This is a genomic window from Desulfomicrobium salsuginis (assembly GCF_054657795.1).
The window spans coordinates 1,474,887-1,495,231 of the sequence record NZ_BAAHYA010000001.1; the positions used below are offsets into that span (position 1 = coordinate 1,474,887).

The 20,345-nt window shown below is 58.1% G+C and carries 15 protein-coding genes and 1 tRNA gene; 7 read left to right on the plus strand and 9 right to left on the minus strand.

Features of this window, described 5'->3' with window-relative positions; genetic code table 11:
- The first annotated feature begins 27 nt into the window (after positions 1 to 27).
- Genes yedE through ACYQ3G_RS06650 form a run of 4 tightly spaced genes read left to right on the plus strand, consistent with a single transcriptional unit; the run spans position 28 to position 2,737 of the window.
- A complete protein-coding gene (gene yedE, locus ACYQ3G_RS06635) occupies positions 28 to 1,116 on the plus strand; it encodes a YedE family putative selenium transporter (protein WP_459823957.1) in 1,089 nt (362 codons plus the stop codon).
- A gap of 12 nt (positions 1,117 to 1,128) precedes the next feature.
- A complete protein-coding gene (locus tag ACYQ3G_RS06640; RefSeq protein WP_028576190.1) occupies positions 1,129 to 1,347 on the plus strand; it encodes a sulfurtransferase TusA family protein in 219 nt (72 codons plus the stop codon).
- A complete protein-coding gene (locus ACYQ3G_RS06645) occupies positions 1,344 to 1,892 on the plus strand; it encodes a putative Se/S carrier protein (RefSeq protein ID WP_459823960.1) in 549 nt (182 codons plus the stop codon). The genes ACYQ3G_RS06640 and ACYQ3G_RS06645 overlap by 4 nt, the downstream gene beginning before the upstream one ends.
- Positions 1,880 to 2,737 carry an NAD(P)H-hydrate dehydratase gene (locus tag ACYQ3G_RS06650; RefSeq protein ID WP_459823963.1) on the plus strand — a complete coding sequence of 286 codons (858 nt, stop codon included), beginning with the start codon at positions 1,880 to 1,882 and terminating at the stop codon, positions 2,735 to 2,737. The genes ACYQ3G_RS06645 and ACYQ3G_RS06650 overlap by 13 nt, the downstream gene beginning before the upstream one ends.
- 28 nt (positions 2,738 to 2,765) lie before the next feature.
- Here ACYQ3G_RS06650 and ACYQ3G_RS06655 read toward each other — a convergent pair whose 3' ends face one another.
- Positions 2,766 to 3,527 (minus strand): substrate-binding periplasmic protein, encoded by a 762-nt coding sequence (locus ACYQ3G_RS06655; RefSeq protein WP_459823965.1) that lies wholly within the window; start codon positions 3,525 to 3,527, stop codon positions 2,766 to 2,768.
- A 1,204-nt stretch (positions 3,528 to 4,731) separates the two neighbouring features.
- On the opposite strand from ACYQ3G_RS06655, the gene ACYQ3G_RS06660 reads away from it, so the two are divergent.
- From ACYQ3G_RS06660 to ACYQ3G_RS06670, 3 genes are all read left to right on the plus strand, one after another.
- Positions 4,732 to 6,672 (plus strand): DEAD/DEAH box helicase family protein, encoded by a 1,941-nt coding sequence (locus tag ACYQ3G_RS06660; RefSeq protein ID WP_459823967.1) that lies wholly within the window; start codon positions 4,732 to 4,734, stop codon positions 6,670 to 6,672.
- A gap of 689 nt (positions 6,673 to 7,361) precedes the next feature.
- The gene (locus ACYQ3G_RS06665) at positions 7,362 to 8,084 is read left to right on the plus strand and encodes a BRO family protein (protein ID WP_459823970.1); all 723 of its coding nucleotides are present in this window, start codon (positions 7,362 to 7,364) and stop codon (positions 8,082 to 8,084) included.
- Positions 8,085 to 8,275: 191 nt separating this feature from the next.
- Positions 8,276 to 8,965, plus strand: a complete 690-nt coding sequence (locus ACYQ3G_RS06670; RefSeq protein WP_459823973.1) for a recombinase family protein — start codon at positions 8,276 to 8,278, stop codon at positions 8,963 to 8,965.
- Positions 8,966 to 9,329: 364 nt separating this feature from the next.
- Here ACYQ3G_RS06670 and ACYQ3G_RS06675 read toward each other — a convergent pair whose 3' ends face one another.
- The 8 genes from ACYQ3G_RS06675 to ACYQ3G_RS06710 form a co-directional block, all read right to left on the minus strand.
- Positions 9,330 to 12,446, minus strand: coding sequence for a type I restriction endonuclease subunit R (locus tag ACYQ3G_RS06675; RefSeq protein ID WP_459823975.1), 3,117 nt, complete (start codon positions 12,444 to 12,446; stop codon positions 9,330 to 9,332).
- Between the two features lie 15 nt (positions 12,447 to 12,461).
- A complete protein-coding gene (locus ACYQ3G_RS06680) occupies positions 12,462 to 12,821 on the minus strand; it encodes a restriction endonuclease subunit S domain-containing protein (protein WP_459823979.1) in 360 nt (119 codons plus the stop codon).
- Between the two features lie 107 nt (positions 12,822 to 12,928).
- On the minus strand, positions 12,929 to 14,281 hold the full coding sequence (locus tag ACYQ3G_RS06685; RefSeq protein ID WP_459822997.1) for an IS1380 family transposase: 1,353 nt from the start codon (positions 14,279 to 14,281) through the stop codon (positions 12,929 to 12,931).
- A gap of 133 nt (positions 14,282 to 14,414) precedes the next feature.
- Complete coding sequence (locus ACYQ3G_RS06690; protein ID WP_459823981.1) at positions 14,415 to 15,443, minus strand: restriction endonuclease subunit S; 1,029 nt, start codon at positions 15,441 to 15,443, stop codon at positions 14,415 to 14,417.
- Positions 15,440 to 17,182, minus strand: coding sequence for a type I restriction-modification system subunit M (locus ACYQ3G_RS06695; protein WP_459823984.1), 1,743 nt, complete (start codon positions 17,180 to 17,182; stop codon positions 15,440 to 15,442). Before ACYQ3G_RS06695 ends, ACYQ3G_RS06690 begins: the two co-directional genes overlap by 4 nt.
- Positions 17,183 to 17,406: 224 nt before the next feature.
- A complete protein-coding gene (locus tag ACYQ3G_RS06700) occupies positions 17,407 to 17,949 on the minus strand; it encodes a hypothetical protein (protein ID WP_459823987.1) in 543 nt (180 codons plus the stop codon).
- Positions 17,950 to 18,179: 230 nt separating this feature from the next.
- Positions 18,180 to 20,159 (minus strand): DUF6538 domain-containing protein, encoded by a 1,980-nt coding sequence (locus tag ACYQ3G_RS06705; protein ID WP_459823989.1) that lies wholly within the window; start codon positions 20,157 to 20,159, stop codon positions 18,180 to 18,182.
- Between the two features lie 91 nt (positions 20,160 to 20,250).
- Positions 20,251 to 20,337, minus strand: a tRNA-Leu gene (locus tag ACYQ3G_RS06710).
- Positions 20,338 to 20,345 lie beyond the last annotated feature (8 nt).

Below are 20,345 nucleotides of genomic sequence, written 5' to 3' on the forward strand. Positions count from 1 at the left end.
GATGGGCAACATCAAAGGAGGAGAGTGATGGCGCGTGAGGTGAAGAATGTTTTTGCCACAACCGCAGGGATTCTGTGCGTGGGTGCCGTGATCGGGGTGGTTGCCGCATTTTTGCAGAAATCCGGAAACCCGGCGAACATGGCCATCTGCGTGGCCTGCTTCGGCCGCGACATCGCGGGCGCCCTCGGGCTGCACCGGGCCGCGGTGGTGCAGTACATGCGTCCGGAAATCATCGGCTTCGTGCTGGGCTCCTTCGCGGCGGCCCTGGCGTTCAAGGAGTTCCGGCCGACAGGCGGGTCCGCGCCGCTGACGCGTTTTTTCCTCGGCATGATCGCCATGATCGGGGCGCTGGTCTTCCTGGGCTGTCCGTGGCGCGTGATTCTCCGACTGGCCGGCGGCGACGGCAACGCGCTGTTCGGGCTGCTGGGCCTGGTGACCGGCGTCTGGATCGGAACCCTGTTCTTCAAGGCCGGTTTCAACCTGGGGCGCAGCCAGGCGCAATCGACCAGCGCCGGAGTGCTCATGCCTCTGCTGATGCTCGGTCTGCTGGCCTTGAGGGTGGTGTTCCCGCCCGTTGCCGGCGAAGCCCAAAGCGGCGTTCTCTGGTACTCCCTGCAAGGGCCCGGTGCGGCGTACGCCCCGCTTGCGATTTCCCTCGTCGCGGGCCTGGGGATCGGATTTCTGGCCCAGCGCAGCAGGTTTTGCACCATGGGCGCCATCCGTGACGTCCTGCTTTTCAGGCAATGGTACCTCATGTTCGGTTTCCTGGCCCTGCTGGTCGCGGCATTGGCGACCAACGTCCTCCTTGGCCAGTTCAAGCCCGGATTTGAAGGCCAACCCGTGGCGCACACCATGTGGTTCTGGAATTTCGCCGGTATGCTCATGGCCGGGCTGGCCTTTGCCCTGGCCGGCGGATGCCCCGGCAGACAACTCTTCATGTCCGGGGAGGGGAACGGCGACGCCGGGGTGTTCGTGCTGGGCTCCCTCGTGGGCGCCGGCGTGGCGCATAATTTCGGCCTGGCCAGTTCGCCTCAGGGGCTTGGCCCCCACGGCCTGGCCGGGGTCGTCATCGGCATGGCCGTGTTGATCTTCATCGGATTCACGAATCGGAAATAGGGGAGGTCGGCGATGAAACAGACAGTGGACGCCAGGGGATTGTCCTGCCCCCAGCCGGTGCTCATGGCCGTACAGGCCATGCGTGCGGCAGGGGCCGGGGAACTCGAGGTCCTTGTGGACAATGACGCCAGTCGGGAAAACGTTTCCCGGGCTGCGCGGAGCCAGGGCTGGGAGGTGGCCGTCGACGAGCTCGCCGGCGGGGAGTTCAGGCTGGCGCTGGTCAAATCATGACGTGGCTGCGCAATCTCCTTGCCCGCAGGCCCCGGCCTGTCCAGGGGCTTTCGGACAAGGGGATGCTCCTGTTCCCGAGCACCGGCGAGGTCATCAAGGCCGAGGCGGTCCTGCGCCGGGCCGGGCTGGAGGTGGCGGTCAAGGGGCCGCCGCCGGACTTACGCCAGGGGTGCGACATGGTTGTTGAATTCCTGCTGGTGGAGGAGATGCGGGTGCGTGAGGCGCTGGCGGAAGGCAACCTCCAGCCGTTGCGCGTGGCCGTGGCCCAGGACCATCTGCTCGAGGCGGTCTCGCTGTACCGCATCAAGGAGCTGGGGCCCTACCTGATGGTTCGCGCCGCCAACATGAAGGTCACCGTGGACCGGCGGGACCAGCGCATCGTCAACGTGTCCGGCGGCGGATGCCCGGATGTGCCCTTTCTGGCGGAAGCGCTCGTCGGCAAGACCCTTGACGACGCGCCCGAGCCCCGCAGTCTGGGACAGACTCTGTGCGGCTATGCCCTGCAGCTGGCCTTCGAGGAGGCGAGACGCGTATGTCGTGGCTGATCGTCGGCACCGTGCCCAGACAGGACTTCGGCCTGGTCTGGGGGGCGTATGCCGTCCGGGGGCGGGAGATCGACATGGGCGGCGTTTCCGTGGGGGTGGCCAGGGGGACGCCGGCCCTTATGGCCACGGCCCATGCGGCGGCCCTGGTGCTGGGCGTCGAGCCGCCCGAGGCCCTGCTCGTCGGCGACACCGGGACGGGCGAGGGCAGTCGCGCCCTGTACGCGCGACTTGTCGAGGACGTCGGCCTGGTCCGTCATGCCGGGGTGACCTTTCATTATCTCATGCCGGATGTCGTCTGGCACAACAGGATTCTCTGGGGACTGGAGGGGCTTGCCCACCGCCCGCTGCTGGTCGCCGACGCAGGGTTCATGTACGCCGCCAAGATGAGCGGCTACGCCTCGCACTACGACCTGTTCACTCCCGATGTCGGTGAAATGGCCTTCCTGGCCGACGAGGCGGCCCCTCATCCGTTCTACACGCGGGGGTTCCTGCTCCAGGAGGACGAGCGGGTTCCGGAACTGATCGCGGCGGCCCAAGCAGGCGAGAACGCCGCACGGCATCTGCTGGTCAAGGGCCAAACGGACTATGTGGTCGCCGGGGGGCGGGTCGTGGCGACGCTGAACGAACCCGACACTCCCGCCATGGAGCACATCGGCGGCACGGGGGATACCCTGACGGGGCTTGTTACCGCGCTTCTGGCTTCCGGCATGGGAGTGCCCGAGTCGTGCCGGATCGCGGCGCTGACCAATCGGCTGTTGGGCCTTTTGGCCGACCCCACGCCGGCCTGCGGCGTGGCCGAACTCCTTCCTTTCCTGCCTAAAGCCCTCGAACGGGCCCTGCGGTAAACGTCCCGGACTCAGCCGCATCGGCGGATTACGGCTTCGGGGCGATATCCCCGATCTCGGTGAGGATGGCCTGGTCAACCTTGCGGATCAGGGCGTCGTCGACGGTCTTTGCGTACATGATGTGCCTGCTGTTGCCCTGGGGGATGTCGCTCATGGCCTTGAGGGCGAAATTTTCAGGCGAGGCCTGCGCTTCGTGCAGCAGGGCGTCGATCTCTTCCGGCGGGAGCAGGAAGAAATCGAACCGGCCGGATTCAAGCATTTTGGTCAGGCGTACCGAATCTGCCGTGACGTGGACGATTCTGTCGGGGTATTTGGCCAGAATGGCGTCGACCTGCGGCCCGTCAGACAAGCCGGCGACCCTGCCCATCAAAAGCTTTCCGTCCGCCATCAGCGCTTCCAGGGTCTCGTAGGGACGGAACAGCTCCTCCTTTTCGCGCAAAAAGAACACGCCGACGGGTCGGTTGATGTAAATGGGTAGGGAGAAGCGGGCGAATTCTTCGCGCTCCGGCGTCTTGAACCAACCCAGGGACGCGACGGGCTGGCCGGTTTGGATGTCGAGCAGGACCCGCTTGGCCGGAACGAAGTGGAATTCGGCCTCGACACCCGCCTTGGCGAACACCCTGCCGGCCAGATCGACAATCAGTCCCGCCGCCCGGCCGTCCGGCAGGCCGTGGTAATAGGGAGGGTATTCGAAGTAGAGGACTTCCAGCGGCTGCGCCGACGAGACGGAAGGCAGCACGAGCATGGCGGCAAGAAGCCGGAACATTTTTTTCCAAAGACTGAGGCGCATTATGGGCTCCTGAACTGATCGGGGTTGTCGTCCTCGTCGGTGTCGTCATACATGTACGAAACTCCCCTCGCCGTCAGCAACCGTTTCGGGGGGGCAGGCCTTAGGTTCAATCGTAATCATGCCCGGCCCCGGCGTACTTCTCGGACAGTGGCCACGTCCGGAAAAAAAGAAAAAGGGTTGCGGCATTTCTGCTGCAACCCTTTGACTTTCTGGTGCCGAAGAGAGGAGTCACAATTTTGCACCTTAACCGCTTGATTTTAAACGCTTCTGCTTCTCTGTGAGACCCGTGCTGTGTAACAGTTTTGGTGGTGTTTTTCCGGCCCTCTCTCCTGCCTTTTCCATCGTGTTTTCCCCAGTCAGTTGTCAAGGATCTCCATCTCGAAACCGTGCTTGTCGTCACCCGTTGGAAAGTCGGGAACCTGTTTTGCGCTCGGCTGGGCTGAACGCTCCCTGGCCGCGCCACGGGCTCGTCCATGAAGCATGGCAGGAAGCGCAGGAACGATGGGGCGGTGGATGGAGTGGATATTCGATCCACCGTGTCCACTCGCGTCCCTGTTCGAGGTAGTCCTGTCGTTCTTGGCCAGGGGTTCGTGCTTGGAAGAGATCACTTGTCGATCTGCGATAACCCACGGCTGGCAATGGTTTTCAATTACCCGCCACTTTTAGAGGCACACGCCGGGAAATTACCCTGCGCTTTTAGAGGCACGGGCCAGGAATTACCCTGCACTTATAGAATGCGGCGGTCCTCGATTGCTCGCTGGAGCTTCCGGGAATTACCACTCACTATCGGAAGAGGACAAGGTAACCTACCTCTTGGAAATCTACGGCTGGCAAGGATTTTCAATTAACACTGGCTTTAGGACTTCGGCGCCTTGCCGGACTTGCGCCAGATTGTCAGGAGCCTGAAGGGGAATTGCCCCTCACTAGAGGAAATGAGGCAAGCGACCAAGCGTCCGGAAACCCACGGTTGGCAAGGGTTTTCAATTAGGGGCCACTATTAGAGGGAGGAGCCGCCGTCAGCGTCCGCAGAAGATTGTCGAGCCTCCTCTGTCCGTACAGGCGAATATGCCGGGGATCTTCAATGGTCTCCGGCAGTTGTATTTTAAAGGGGTGATTAACCCTGCCTTTTGGAGGCCAACGCGGCCAGTTCCTCGTTCCGTTTGAAACCTCAACCCTCAACTATTTCGGAAAGGAGATTCGCAGTATGTCCACGACTACTACCACAGCATCTATAACCCCGGCAGAGTTCGCCCGTGCCATGACGGTGCACTGGCAGGACACTCTCGGCAACGTCCCCAGCCCAGCCCTGATGGCCCTCTGGGAAACCATGGCCAAAACCTTCAACGCCGCCATCGAAAGCGATGGAACCCGCTGGTCCGTCCTTCAGCCTCCAACCGGCACAGGCAAGACGCAAGGCTTGTCAGTGTATGCGGCGCTCACGGCAAAGGCCAACCACGAGTCTGAACAGCGAAATGGCATCCTCATTGTCACCCGCATGATCGAGCAGGCTGATGAACTGAAGGCGGTCATCGACCGGCTGGCCGGGTTCGAGTGTGCTGTTGCCAAGCACTCGGAGAACAAGATCCCGCCAGAAGAGATGAGGAAGGCTGATGTCCTGATCATCACCCATGCAGCCTACGTCCTGGCCTTGAGCGGCCTGTGCAAGGATGACGGGTCACGCTGGAATGATCTGGTCGAGTGGGAGCACGGCAGACGCCGCCTGACGGTAATCGACGAAGCCCTGGCCAACGTGATCGATGAGCATCAGGTCAACGCCTCGGATGTCCGGCAGGTTCTGTCCTACGTCACGCCTGAAATCAGGGAACAGTTCGGCAGTCAGGTCGAAGGCCTCGAAATGGTCAAGGACGTGTTGGAAACCATCGCCAGGAAGACCAGCGCCGATCAGGCCGGTGAGGGGTCTGGCCGGTTCCGGGTTGTCTGGCGAGGTGTCCATGATGGACGGATCACATTCCCGGCAAGCCTCTCCATGCTTCCACTTCGGCAGGCCATGTCCGGCCTGAAGTACGATCATGCGGCGCTGCACAAGGAAGACCCATTGGAGAGGCAGAGGATTTCCAGCATCGTGGACAAGACCTTGAATGGAGTGGAGGCAATCCTCTCGACGTGGGCTTACTACGCCAAGGCTGGCACAGACCACACGTTCAATGCCTCCCGGTTGCTGATCCCCGAAGACCTCCCTGCCCCCGTGGTGCTGGATGCCACGGCAAATCAGAACTTCCTGTGGGAGCTTCTGGGCGACCGGGTGGACATCAAGCCTATTCCTCCGAATACCCGGAACTACGGGAACGTGACTCTCCATATGGCCCGTGCTTCAAGGACTGGCAAAGGTTCGATGATCGAAGACGGACAGACGAGGATACCTCGGTTGCTTGACGAGCTTGAATCGACCCTCGGCAATGACCGGCGAGTCTTCCTCTGCGTCCATAAGACCGTCGAACACATTGCGCTGAAGTACGCGCCGCAGTTCGAGAAGTACTCCGTCGGTCACTGGGGAGCCGTGGACGGTCGGAACGACTGGCAGGACCACGATGCAGTCGTGATCTTCGGGCTACCTTACCCCGGCCACATATGGGCGACCAACGCCTTCTTCGCTCTGCAAGGGCTTCAGGACGATGAATGGATGAAGAACCCGCAGTGGAACTCCTACGCCGACATCAGGGAGGAGATGCAGCTCAAGCAGATAACGGTGTCCATCATCCAGGCCATCAACCGCATCCGGTGTCGCCGGGTCATCGACGCGGAAGGCAACTGTCCGCCCTCGGATGTCTTCATCGTGTTGCCGACGGGGAGCCGGGGAGACCGCATCCTCGACGCCATCAAGCTGGAGATGCCGGGAATCAAGCTCCAGAAGTGGTCCTTCAGCCCCGATGGTGCGAAGGCCAGGGTTCGCAAGGGTTCCTGTCATGAGGCCCTAGTCTCGTTCATGAGCAGTCGCATGTCTGGGATTACGACGATGAGCACGATCCAGAAGGAGCTTGGTCTCAATTCACGGGTGGCCAAAGCGCTCAAGGCGACGCTTCGGGAACCCGATCACCCGCTTACCGTCAAGCTGAAGGAGATCGGGGTTAGCTTCGTGTCTTCTGGGCATGGCAGGGCGGCCCGGTCGTACTTGTCGAAAGCCTGAGGTTCCCTTGGGCTTTGCCGAGGAGGCTCTAGTCTGTTCCGACCCACGCCAACCTCAGCGGCTACGACAAGTCTGGGAAATGGCCATCGAGTCATATTCCCTGGTATAGAGATTCGATGTCCCATTAATCATTGAACATCATCCCATCCCCTCGCTACAGCGTGTCATGAGGTCGGAGCATATCGTACTCATGAGGACGGAGCTACAGCCGTCTGGCCGCTTGGCCTCATGCACCATCGATATGAGAACCTCATGTCTGTCCATACAGAGACGAGGCCCAGTTCCTCGCCTGTCCAGATGTTGCCCCTACAGTGGGCAAGCTGTTCGTCCGTTCCATTGAACTGGCCGGTAAACACTTCGGGTTCGTCTGCCCGACTACCGGCGAGTTCAAGATCGGGGAATCCTGGGCAGAGACTCACTAGACCCAACAACACCCGGAACGCTTCCCACTCCTGGCTCCCTTCAGGTCAAGAACAGCGCACCATTCCGGGTCACTTCATCTCTGTGCTGCAACCCTACCTGGGTACGGAGGGGGCCGAATGCGTCCAAGTGTCAGCCTTTCGGGGGAAACCACGGCGGCTTGGTACAGCACACCTTAACCGCGCCCAAGCCTCTGTGCAGGACTGGTTCCTGTTCACGCTTGGGCCTTCTTATTCCCAACAACGACATCAACACAAAGGAGAATTGTCATGTCCAATACCACCGCTATCGAAGTCTTCACCTTTCCCTTCACCAACCAGAACGTCCGCATCACCGACCAGAACGGTGACCCGTGGTTCATCGCCAAGGATGTCTGTGAGATTCTTGGATTCGACCATGCCCCAAGTGCCGTCCGCGCCTTGGATGAGGACGAGCGGAATACTGTGCGGATTTCGCACGGTAATCGTGGAAACCCCAATGCCACCATCATCAACGAGTCTGGCCTCTACTCCTTGATCCTCAAGTCCCGCAAAGAGGAAGCCAAGCGGTTCAAGAAGTGGGTGACCAGTGAAGTCCTCCCGTCCCTCCGTAAGAAGGGAACCTACGCCCTCCCTGCTGCTGGGCCTGTGTTCGCCATCCCGCAGACCCTGGCCGAGGCCCTGGAGTTCGCTGCCAAACAGGTCCGGGAGAAGGAAGCCCTCGCTGCCGAGAACCAGATCCTGGCTCCCAAGGCCAAGCTCTATGACCAGTACATGGACGTCGATGGAACCTTGAACCTGACCAGTGCCGCCAAGGTACTTGGGTTCACCTCTGGTCGTGCCCTTGGGATGTACCTCCGGGAGACCTTGGGCTGGCTCTTCCTCGACACCACCCAGGTGATCCCCAAGGCCCATGTCATCGAGAAGGGCTTCATGACCACCAAGGCGTGGAGCATGATTGATCGGCAGAAGTCTGGCGTCCAGGGACGGATCACGGCGAAGGGGATGGACTAACCCTGGAAGGTTTTGGTGGAAAAATTTGAACGCCCATATATCGTGGAGAGAGGATCGAATATCCCCCATGGTAGGGTCAGCATCTCCATGTGTGGTCACACATGCGCCCTTGACGGTCATCTTTCTCGGCTGTACAAAATCTCCTACCGGTCGTAAGCGGAATATGAACAGCACCAAGAAGGAGGAAGATCATGGTCCAGCACAACGGAAAGTTCGTCTCATATCTTCGGGTATCCACGGCCAAGCAAGGGGAGTCCGGTCTGGGGATCGAGGCCCAGAGGAAGGCCGTCCTTGAGTTCCTGAACGGGGGGAACTGGGAACTCCTGGCCGAGTACACGGAGACCGAGAGCGGCAAGAAGAACGACAGGCCCAAGCTGGCCAAGGCCTTGGAGCATTGCAAGCTCACAGGCGCTACCTTGGTCATCGCCAAGCTGGACCGCCTGTCACGCAATGCCCACTTCCTGCTCGGCCTTCAGGAGGCTGGCGTGAAGTTCGTGGCCGTGGACATGCCGACCGCCAACGAGTTGACCGTGGGCATCATGGCCTTGGTCGCCCAGGAGGAACGGAAGGCCATCTCTGCCAGGACCAAGGCCGCTCTTGCTGCCGCCAAGGAGCGGGGTGTGAAGCTGGGTTGTCCGAACGGGGCTGCTCACCTCCGTCAGTACGGGAACGAACTGGGAGTGGAGGCCATCAAGCGAGGAGCCGATGAACGGGCCTCGAAGTTGGCTGGAGTGGTCAAGGAGATTCAGGACGCCGGGGCAACCAGTTTGCGGGAGATTGCCGAGGAACTGAATCGGCGGAGCATCACCACGGCCAGGGGTGGGAAGTGGCATGCGTCCAGCGTGAGGAACCTGCTTGTTCGTCTCGGTGTTACGAATTGATAACAAGGCAACACGAGTGGTCTATCAATGTCGCTTTATTTTTTTTGCATGGACTAGGAGTCCTACCGTTTAACTATCGGATTTTTCTTGAACTCCTTCAGGTGAGCTTGAAGCCGCAGTCTCGTTTCTTCATCCAGTATGGGGCGTTTGCCTTCTCTGATGCATCTTGCTGTCGCTTCCATCCCTACTTCATCGAGGTGACGGTCCGACATGGCCAAGGACAGTATCAGGTCATCATCGGCCTCAGGACAGCTCCTGCAAAGAGGACATGGAACAAGGGCACTCGACTTCGTGCCCCCGCAGGAAAAGCAAATCGCACGTGGCATTCTTTGCTCCTTGTCGATTTTGACCGACCCTGCGGCGCTTAATGCCCCGCCCCTGCCTTGCTCCTGAGGGCTTCATACAGCCCGGCGTGATTCAGGAGGATATCCAAAATGCCATGGCGTACGCGTTCTGATTCGAGAGCCTGCTTGCTCATGGCCGTGTAAGAGTCGAAGGCATTGATGATGGCATTTTCCAGCTCCCTGGTCAGGTCCGGGGAATTGGAGAACTGGCTTTTCGTGTTGTTCTGCGCCTGCTCCATCAAAATCGGCGATTCCATGAACTTGTCTTTGACATGGTTCACGAAGTTGAGCTGGTCATTGTCCGTCAGGTCGCCTTCAAATAGACTGTTCAACTTTGATATGATCTCGGCCAGGAGCGCCTTCTGTTTGTCCCTGACCTCGCCACTTCCAGGGTCCGTCATGGGTTGCAGCTTGTCTGGATCGCCGACTCCAATCGGCAGATCCCGCTTGCCCTTGTTCTTGAGCTGGTGGTGGGTGAGCACGACCCCTGACAGATCGATCTCGTCCCGCTCCCGTCCGAACTCCAGCAGGGGCAGGAGCCGCCGGTAGAAGATGGAACGCTTCTCGATGTCGGTGTTCTCGTAGTTGAAGATCTGGGACAGGAAGGAATAGACCCGCTTGAAGGCTCCCATGTTCCGCTTGAACAGCTCCAGGGCGTTCTTCTCGTCCAAGGCATCCTTTTCAGCCTTGTGGTCTTTGATGGCCTGTGCCGCCTTCATGGCCTTCTGAAGCTCCTTGTAGCGGCGGAGCAGACGGTCAGCCACGGGGGCTATGGCGGCGGCGAGATCCTTCTGGGTGGACCTTGGGTCCATCTCGACGTTGACCACCCGGTTCACCTCGTTGTCATCGTAGAAGCCCTGAGCGTCGAGCTTGGCCCGGAGATCAAAGACGAGGTTCGGGTCGGTCACGCCCTCCAACTCCGCCGTCTCGTAGTAGGTCTTGAACGCGGCCAGGATCTCTTCCGGCTCGTTCACGAAGTCGAGGATGTAGGTGGTGTCCTTGCCCCGGTGGCGGCGGTTGAGGCGCGATAGGGTCTGCACGGCCTGGATACCTGCAAGGCGCTTGTCCACGTACATGCCGCAGAGCAGGGGCTGGTCGAAGCCGGTCTGAAACTTGTTGGCCACGAGCAGGAGCTGGTACTCCTCGGTCCCGAAGGCTTCCCTGATGTCTCGCCCGTTCAGGGTCGGGTTCAGGGTCTTGCTCGTCTCGGTGAATCCGTCCGGTCCCAGCTCATCATCCTTCACCTCGCCGGAGAAGGCCACCAGAGCCCCGATCTTGTAGCCCTGCTCTTTGATGTACTTGTTGGTGGCAAGTTGCCAGCGCACCACCTCCGCACGGCTGGCCGTGACAACCATGGCCTTGGCCTTGCCTTCGAGTAGCGGGGCGACGTTCTTCCGGAAATGCTCGACGACGATCTTGACCTTCTGGCTGATGTTGTAGGGATGGAGCCGGACCCAGTGCATGATGTCCTTCATGGCCTCGCTGCGGTCCACTTCCTTTTCGTCCATGTCCTTCCCGTTGTGGGAGAGGCGGAAGGCCAGTTTGTACGAGGTGTAGTTTTTGAGCACGTCGAGGATGAAGCCTTCCTCGATGGCTTGGCGCATGCTGTAGACGTGGAAGGGCTCTGGGGCGTTGTCGTCCGAAGCTGGGCGGGTTGGGTCAGGAAGGCGTCCGAAAAGTTCCAGGGTCTTGGCCTTGGGTGTTGCCGTGAAGGCCACGTAGGTGATGCCGTCCTCTCGTGCCCGTGCGGCCATCTGTGCGGCCAGCAGGTCCTCGGTGCTGAACTCCCCGCCGTCTGCAAGCTCCTTCAGTTCCTCGGCAGACAGCACTTGCTTGAGCTTGGCCGCCGCTTCCCCTGTCTGGGAGCTGTGGGCCTCGTCGGCGATGACGGCAAAAGTCTTTCCTTGGGTCGCGGCCAGTTCCTGCACGGCCTTGATGGCGAAGGGGAAGGTTTGGATGGTGCAGACCACGATCTTTTTGCCGCCTGACAGGGCCTTGGCCAGTTCGCCGCTCTTGCTCTGGTGCTCTCCGGTGATGGTGGCCACCACGCCCGTGGTTCGCTCGAAGGCGAAGATGGCCTCCTGAAGCTGGGCATCAAGGACCGTCCGGTCACTGACCACGAGGACCGAGTCGAAGATCTTCTTGTGGTTGGCGTCGTGGAGGTCGGCCAGGAAGTGGGCGGACCATGCGATGGAGTTGGTCTTCCCCGAGCCTGCCGAGTGCTGGATCAGGTACTTCTGTCCCGGCCCTTCCGCCAGCACTGTGCGGACCAGCTTCCGCGTGGCGCCGAGCTGATGGTAACGGGGGAAGATGATCTTCTCGATCCGCTTTTTGGGGTCACGCATGGCCACGATGTAGCGGCCCAGGATCTCCAGCCAGCTTTCCCGCTCCCAGACCTCTTCCCACAGGTAGGATGTGGCGTGTCCGTCCGGGTTGATCGGGTTCCCTGCCGCTTTGTTGCTGCCACGGTCGAAGGGCAGGAAGGTTGTGGCCGCGCCCTGGAGTTTGGTGGTCATGCGAACCAGGGAGTTGCTCACGGCGAAGTGAACCAGAGCACCGCGTGGGAAATCGAGAAGCGGTTCCGGCGTACCCTGTCCCTTGGGCCTTGGGTTGCGGTCAAAGCGGTACTGGTCAACGGCATCGAAGACCGACTGGGTAAAGTCCGTCTTCAGTTCCACCGTGGCCACGGGGATGCCGTTCAGGAACAGTACGAGGTCCAGGCAGTTCTCGTTGTGGACGGAGTAGCGTACCTGCCGCATCACCCGGAGCCGGTTGGCCTCGTACTTGGCTTGAAGGTCCGGGTTCATGGCCAGTGCAGGCTTGAACTGGGCGAGGCTCAAGGGCTGACGTAGGCCCAGGAGTTCAACGCCGAAACGGATGACATCGAGGGTTCCCCGGTCGTCCAACTGTTTGCGGATGCGGTCGAGAAGGACGGCTTCAGCCGCCGCACCATGGCTCTTGGACAGACCGTCCCATGCCTTGGGCTGGGTCTGCTTCATCCATGCAAGGACATCAGCCGGGAACAGCGCCCGTTGCCGGTCATAGGCTTGGCAGTCCGGATGATCGTACAGCCAGCCATGAGCGGCCAGATGGGAGCAGATGTCGTTCTCGAACTCGATTTCCTTGTGCAGGCTCATGGTTTCTCCGGGGCGTTACTGCTTGGCTTCCGCCAGTCCTCTCACGTCGATCTTGCCGGTGACGGCGGCGGAGATGAGGGCGGAGCGGCGTTCTTTGAGGAGGATTATTGCCTTCTCACTTTCCAAGACTAACTCGTCAATTTGAGCAGTATGGCTGTCGAGATGGGCACATATTTTACCTTGTTCAGCGAGAGGGGGGAGCGCAACAAAATATCCATAAAGGTCTTCCATCCTGAATGATGGTTGCATATGGCAAGGAATCATGTCCCGCTCATATTTAAAAAGTGGATCCTGAATCCGTGGACATCTGCTGTCAAAACTGTCCACTCTAAATTTTGAGCCCTTTTTTTCAAAAAATGGGTAAACGTTGGCCACTCAATTTACTTTTGATGACCTCTTATTCTTTCAAGAGTTCCTGGACACCGACTTTTTGCAGTTTTCAGACGTACTACTCCTAGGAATGCAGCCTAATGGCCCTTTCGTTACGCCGTCTTGAGACGATAAAACAGGTCAGAGACCACCTTGAACCATGGCTCCGGGCAGGAGACATGCAGGATCACCTTCCGTGCATGGCGGGTGATCCGGGCGCAAATGCTCATCATGCTCCGCATGACCGTCTTGGTTCTGCGACGGTTGGCTTTTTTCAGCCCCAGCATCCGAGCCACAACCAAGTCCACGGAGGCCACCCGAAGCATGTTGTAGACCAGCATGCCCAAACGCAGAAAGGGTGCATTCACGGCAAACTTGCCCGACGGCAGGCGTTCCATGTCCATCTCGGTCTTGAATTCCCCGTGGTGCTGCTCGCTGGTGCCCCGCTTGCGATACAGCTTCAAAGCCTGATCGGCATCGAATTCCAGGTTAGTCCACAAAACGCAAACGCGGACCTCTGGAATCATCATGAACACACCGTCCTTGCTCAACACTTCCGTGACCTCGAAAACCTGACGGACAGGCATGTTCTTCTTTCCGATCTCGCACATCACGAAGCCCCGGTAGATCCGGCCTTTTTCTCGGGACGTTGCGAAATTCTCTACTTTCTGCGCATGCTCCTTGGCCGTGGCGAGCCAACCGGTCACCGGCTCCCTGCGCAGATTGTGCTTGATGATGAAGCCGGTGCGCGACTGCGTGCACAGCGTCTCCAGACGCTCCTTGCTGTCAAATCCGCTGTCGGCGACCACGAGAACGTTCGCATCCACCATGGACTTGGCGTACCCGAGGCTCTCCAGGATGAACTCATCCGTGCCCTCGCAACTGGAATGGCTCGATCCGGGACGAAGCTTGCCGTTGACCATCCAGCCGCCACCAAGATGAGCAAAGATCGGAGCGAAGCCGAATCTCTTGTCGTACGTCGCGCTGGCACCTTCCTTCTCGGTGTCGGCGTTATCGAAAATGCTGACGTCGATATCAAGGCGCACCCAGTGCTCTTTCTTGTTGTCGTCCCTGGTCATCTCGATAAGTTCAGGCTGCATTCCAGTCTTCTTCCACAACTCGACCGAGCAGCGGGGCAACTGGGCATCCAGGTCAGTTTCCAAGGCGATCCGCTGAAACCGTTGCCGCAAAATCTCGGCGGAAGGAACGCGTCCAAGGCCAAGGCTGGTCGCGAAGAAATCGTCGCCGTAGTACTCACGAACATGGTCGAAATCCGTTTTGCCTTGGCACATGAGGCCAACCAATGTGCGGAAAATTTCACGCTCCTTGATCTGCGGAGCTTTTCCAGGCCCAAGACGGTCGACCAGTGTGTCCAGACCGCAAACCCTGGCCATCTCGCTAATCAGAGCCAGACCGACATGGCCAATGTTGTTTCCTTCGTTTCGCTTGATATCGGTGATGAGCATTGCAAACTCCTGTCGCACCCAATGGGTGCAAAAAATCATTCAGGAAAAGCAGGCTCAATATACCGGTATCATTGATTTATTTCAAGTACAAAATGTTTCAAAACTGTATGTTCAATGTAACTTTTTCACGGATTTAGGGTGGATGGAAGTGATAATAGAAAAATCTTATCGATGCATTTTTAGATTTAGATGTTATTATCATACAATTTTGAGACAAGCTGAACTTTCCATTGATGTGAGAAATTGACATTGCTTTTGCGCCAACTGTCGTAGACAAGATGACGCCTTCTGTTCCAGTGTCGAACTCGTACTCATTTATGCAGGCCATTACTCCATTATTATCTGTTTGGCCGCTGTATACAGGGTGCTCTCCATCGATTTCTGCGCAATACTCCTTGGTGAGCTGTGCCGCGTTAGATCCTTTTTTTGCAGAAAACAAATGAGAGACTTTTATAATGCTCCAATGCTCCGGCACTTCTCCCAACCACTCCACGCAACTGTCCTTCATGGGCACATTCGGATCAAGGCCCTTGGTCACCGCGTGGGAGATGACCGCCTGCCGCTTCTCCTTCAGGAGTTCGATCAATTTTTCCTGCTCGGCAACCAAGGCGTCGATCTTGGCGGTCTCGCGGTCGAGGAAGGCGGCGATGGCGGATTGTTCTTGGATCGTAGGATAAGGAAGGCCGATCATTCCAAACTGATCATAGCCGATATTTTTACCATCGCGTATTCCATCTGTGACAGACTGGAGTGCGCCAATGTAATCCACTGATTTGAGGGCATAAGACCAATATGTTGCAGTTACAGATCGTGATGGTCGAAGCACTGTATATGCTGGGCTGACACACCCAGAATATCTACTCCACTCAATTCCACCTTGAAAGCTGCGAAGGCTGATCACAAAATCATCGACTTCTACGTGTTTGAAGTTGTCGAGCCCATTGAGGGCCAGTGTAACCTTTTGATCTTCGAGCTGCATAAAGAGCGTTTGAGGGAGAACGCCATATTTTTGGGTTGCAGAAAGCTGCTCATCATCGTGCTTTCTCGGCTCTCGTTGTTGAGAAAAAAGACGCCGCCCAGCGAGCACTTCCCAATGACTCGGCACCGCCCTCAACCACCCTACGCCACTATTCTTGTACTCCGGATAATTCGGGAAGCTCATGCCGTCAGTCCCTCAATCATCGCCTTGATCCGGTCCGTGGTCAGCTTCAGGTCTGCGTCGATCTCCGCCAACGGGCGCGGTGGAGTGAAGACGTAGAAGTGGCGGTTGAACGGGATCTCGTAGCCCAACTTGGTCTTGTCATGGTCGATCCAGGCATCCGGTGCATGGGGCAGTACTTCCCGCTTGAAGTACTCGTCCACGTCCTCGTTCAAGGGCACGTTCTCGGTGTCCCGGAGCTTCGAGTCCGCCATGGGCTTGCCCTTCATCTTGCCTCGTTGGCCCAGGACGATCTTGCCCTTCTCGTCCCGCTCCGGGCGTTCCACGGTGATGCTCCGGTAGCCGAAGTCCGTGTTCTTGAATATCCGGCTGATGGGCTTGCCGTCGGCCTCGGCTTCCGTGAACTGGCCGAACAGGCGGGTGATCTCGGCAATGTGCTCGTCGGAGAGTTCCTTGCGCTTGCTCCCCAGGCTCTTCCTCATCTTCTGCCACATGGCTGATGCGTCGATGAGCTGGACCAAGCCCGTGCGGTGCTCCGGCTTCTTGTTGCTGACGATCCACACGTAAGTGCTGATGCCCGTGTTGTAGAACATGTCCGTGGGTAGGCCGACGATGGCTTCCAGCAGATCGTTCTCAAGGACGTAGCGGCGGATCTCGCTTTCCCCGCTCCCGGCCCCGCCAGTGAACAAGGGCGAACCGTTGAGGACGATGCCAAAGCGGCTCCCGCCGTCAGCCACTGGACGCATCTTGCTGATGAGATGGAGCAGGAACAGCATGGACCCGTCGGAGATCCTAGGCAGCCCCGGCCCGAAGCGCCCGTTGAAGCCCTGGCTTTCGTGCTCCTTGCGGATCTCCTTCTCCACCTTCTTCCACTCCACACCGAAGGGCGGATTGGATAGCATGTAGTCGAAATGCTTCCCGCCGTGCCCGTCATCCGAGAGCGTGTTGCCGAAGACGATGTTGGAAACGTCCTGTCCCTTGATGAGCATGTCCGCCTTGCAGATGGCGAAGGACTCCGGGTTCAGTTCCTGGCCATAGACCGTGAGCCGGGCCTTGGGGTTGTGCTCTTCGAGATATTCACCGGCAATGGACAGCATGCCCCCGGTCCCCGCCGTCGGGTCGTAGATGGTGCGGACCACGCCGGGCTTGGACAGGACATCGTCGTCCTCGATGAAGATGAGGTTGACCATGAGCCGGATGACCTCACGCGGGGTGAAGTGCTCACCGGCGGTCTCGTTGGAAAGCTCCGCGAACTTCCTGATCAGTTCCTCGAAGACGAGGCCCATCTGGTGGTTGGTGACCTGATCCGGGTGGAGATCGATCTGGGTGAAGCGCTCGGTGACCTGATAGAGCAGGCCGCACTTAGCGAGGCGGTCAACTTGGCCGTGGAACTCGAAGCGCTCAAAGACGTCCCGCACGGATGACGAGAACGAGCTTACGTAGTTGAAAAGATTCTCACGGATGTGATCCTGATCCCCCATGAGCTTCTTCATGTCGAGGGGCGAGGTATTGAAAAAGGTCTGCCCTGAAGCCCTCAGCAGGAACGGTTCCGGGTTGATATCCAGCTTCTGGCGCTTCTCCAGCTCTGCCAGGACTGCTTGCTTTGTTGGTGCCAAGACGCAGTCGAGACGGCGCAAGACGGTGAAGGGGAGAATAACACGGCCATATTCGGACTGCTTGTAATCACCACGGAGGAGGTCGGCGACGGACCATATGAAAGCGGACAGGGACTGCTGGTTCATGAGAGGCGGAATCCTAGTGGTAGTTGGTTGCTCCGAGAAGGCCGAAAGGGTGGTGTAACTGATTAGTCCCTTTCGACAAAACTTCTCGGAGCACTACAGATTTCGCCTGTATGACGCAAGAGCTAGGCCCATTCTGATGCGGTTGCCCGTTATTGTTGCGGGTGGTTAGTCTCGCTATTTCTCGGCGGGTTGGGTGGAATTGGGCTTCTAATAGCCGGGCAGTATTATTTCCGATATTTTCCGTATATTTCTTGAATTCTCATGCAGCGAAAATGGTGTCCATTTTGAATTTGAAAGCTCCCCGTGCTGTCCCTGGTGATAGGGATTGTTTTTACGATATCGCGCTTGGGAACCTCAGGGAACCCAGCTTGAAAGTCAGCGTATGAAAGTTCGAGATCACCTATTTTAATGGTTGCATTTTCAAGATTGTTACTTTTATTCCCCTCACATTCTTCAGTTGTAAAGCTAGCCATTATTTTTGTTACGATGTAATCTCCGCTATTTTCTTTAATTTCAAATGAAATTGATTCCTGACGAGGAATCCATTCGTATTTAATATGCCCTAAGTAATCAAAGCTTAGTTTTTTTTCAAATGGAAATTTTTTTTCGCACATTTTGGCGACAAGTCTGACCATAGATTTATCTTGGCCTTTCATTCCTTCTATCACGCATTCGTCAAAATTGCTTGGGCCAAACCAACCAGCAGTCGCAACACTCGAATAAAAAAATATAAATACAAAAGAATAAAAAAGGGGGCGAATAATCATAGCTCTCTCCAGTGTAAAATTTATAACAATTTCATTGAAATAGACAAAAATATTGTATGACACAAGATTGATTCGTTAAAAATGAAAAGCATGTGTCATACGTGTGTGATTGAAGGCGTTAAATACAAACGCGATGTCCATCAAGGCGGTCTCGGCGAGTATTGCCACTTTTTGTGCGAGGTGAATTATCGTTTGTATTTGGTTGCTGTTATCGATGCAGGTGACGTCTACTATTTCCCCTCTGGCTTGGGGATAATCACCTGATCCATGCTCACCTTGCTGATGGCCTCAAACAGGACGGGGAGCGCATAGCCCATGCCGTCCTTGTCCCTGCCGTAGTGGGCGGAGACGCTTCGGTTGCTGTGCCCCTGGATGGCGTCGGTCAGGTTGCCGTCAACCTGTGCGTTCCGCATGGCCCGTTTGAAGGTATGCCGGAAGGAGTGGAACGTCTTCTGCCTGCCGCTCTTCACACCGATCTCCGTCGTGAGCCGTGTCCACCACTTGGAGAAGGCGCTGGTTCTTTTGCCCTGCCTGCCGTCCAGTTCTGCGAGGGTTGAGAAGATCTTCTTCTCGCCCTGGCTTGAGCGGAGCGCCACGAAGTCGAGGAAGCCCAGTGCGATGAGGCGGGGGTGAACGGGGATCTTGCGCCTGGAGGATCTGTTCTTGATCCTCCGGGTAGAGTTCGGATCGCCGTGGACGTACAGGTAGTTCACGCCGTCCTCCTCCATGAGGTCCGCGACATCGAGCTGGCCGATCTCTTCCAGCCTCGCTCCGGTGAACAGGCCGAGAATCGAGAGCCACTGGTAGTCGAGGATCTGGTCCCTGGACATCTTCTTCTTGAACTTGTCGGGCTGGCCAGCGACGAAGAAGGAGGACGAGAAGATGACGCCGAGTTCCTCGTCCGTGTAGGGCAGGACGGATGGTTCCGCCTCGCCTTGCGTGTCCGCGTGGAAGGTGACCCTGATCTGTTCCGCCGGGTTGGTGTCGATGAAGCCGCCATCAACGGCATGGCTGAGGACGGCTTTGAGCGCTCCCAGGTACTTGTTGTTCACGGTCGTGGGGTTCAGCAGCTTGTACTCGGTCCCGTTCTTCTGATCCTGTTCGACCTTGGCCAGGAGCTTCGGGAACGGGAGCCTGCGGATCTCCTTGGGGAGGTGAGCGGGGAGCTTGAGCAGGGCCTCCTTGAACTGCCGGAAGTGGGACTTGGTGATGGCCTGGACCGGGAGGTTGCCGACCAGTTCAATGAAGCGGTTCATGGAGGCCTCGAAGTCCCGCTCCGTCATGGGCGCTGGTTTGCGCTCCCGCAGGTAGCTTTCCCAGATGGCGGACAGCAGGGGGTTGTCTGCGGACGGGATGAGCTTCTGGTCCTGCTCCTGGCCAGCGACGGTTTGCTGGATGATGCCGGGGATGGACGACAGGACCGGGTTGGCCTGTGCGCCGTTGATCACGATGATCTGGGCCTGGGGTGCGGCAGGGGAAGGGGTTGGGACCCACTCTCCGTCCAGGCGCTTCAGGATCGCTTCCTGGGCTTCGATCTTCTTCTGGATCAGGGAGAGGCAGAGCTTCTGGAAATTGGATGACGCCAGATCGGCCACCTTGAAGTCATGGGCATCGAGGAAGGCGAGGGCCTCGTCCTGAATGAGCGAGGTGTCCCCGGTGGCGAGGCAGAGTCCTCCTCCCTGGATGAACAACCGGGCATGCTCACGCTTGCGGCGGACGGTATCCGGCGAAAGCCCGACGCGGGGGAATGGCTCCGGGGTGAACTCAAGGCCCCGCTGCTCGTGGAGCTGGCGGAGATGCTCTTGGGTCTCCTCCCATTCGCGGAGTTCCTTTTCGTTGGGTTTGGCTACCGCCCGTTCCATCTCGTCATGGGACAGGACCTCATGCAGGTAGAGCATGGCGAGGCGGGTAAGTTCGAAGTCCTGAACGGTGTCGAGATCCGTGAGGTTGCGTTGGGCTGGCGTCTCCTGGGATGGGACCTGTTTCTTCTCGGCCTCAAGTCGCCGTCGATGTTCCGCGAACTCCTGATCGACCTTGACGGCCAGCACCCGGCACTTGGCCTTGGCCTCTTTCGGGTCCTTGGTCTTCAGGCTGTGGACGATTTCCCGCTTGGGGGCGTAGACTTCGAGGAGGTCGGAGGGGATGCGGACCCGGAAGTAGTAGACCGCTCCGCGCCTCTGGAGGTGGTTGCAAAGTGACATCGCGTTCATGCCCCTTGTGTACCAGCTTTGTGTAACACTTTGAAGCAGAAGCGCATAAAAAAACAACCGCTTAGAATAAATCCAAGCGGTTGCATTCTTTTGGTGCCGAAGAGAGGACTCGAACCTCCACCGGGGAACCCCGACTAGACCCTGAACCTAGCGTGTCTACCAATTCCACCACTTCGGCGTGACGTG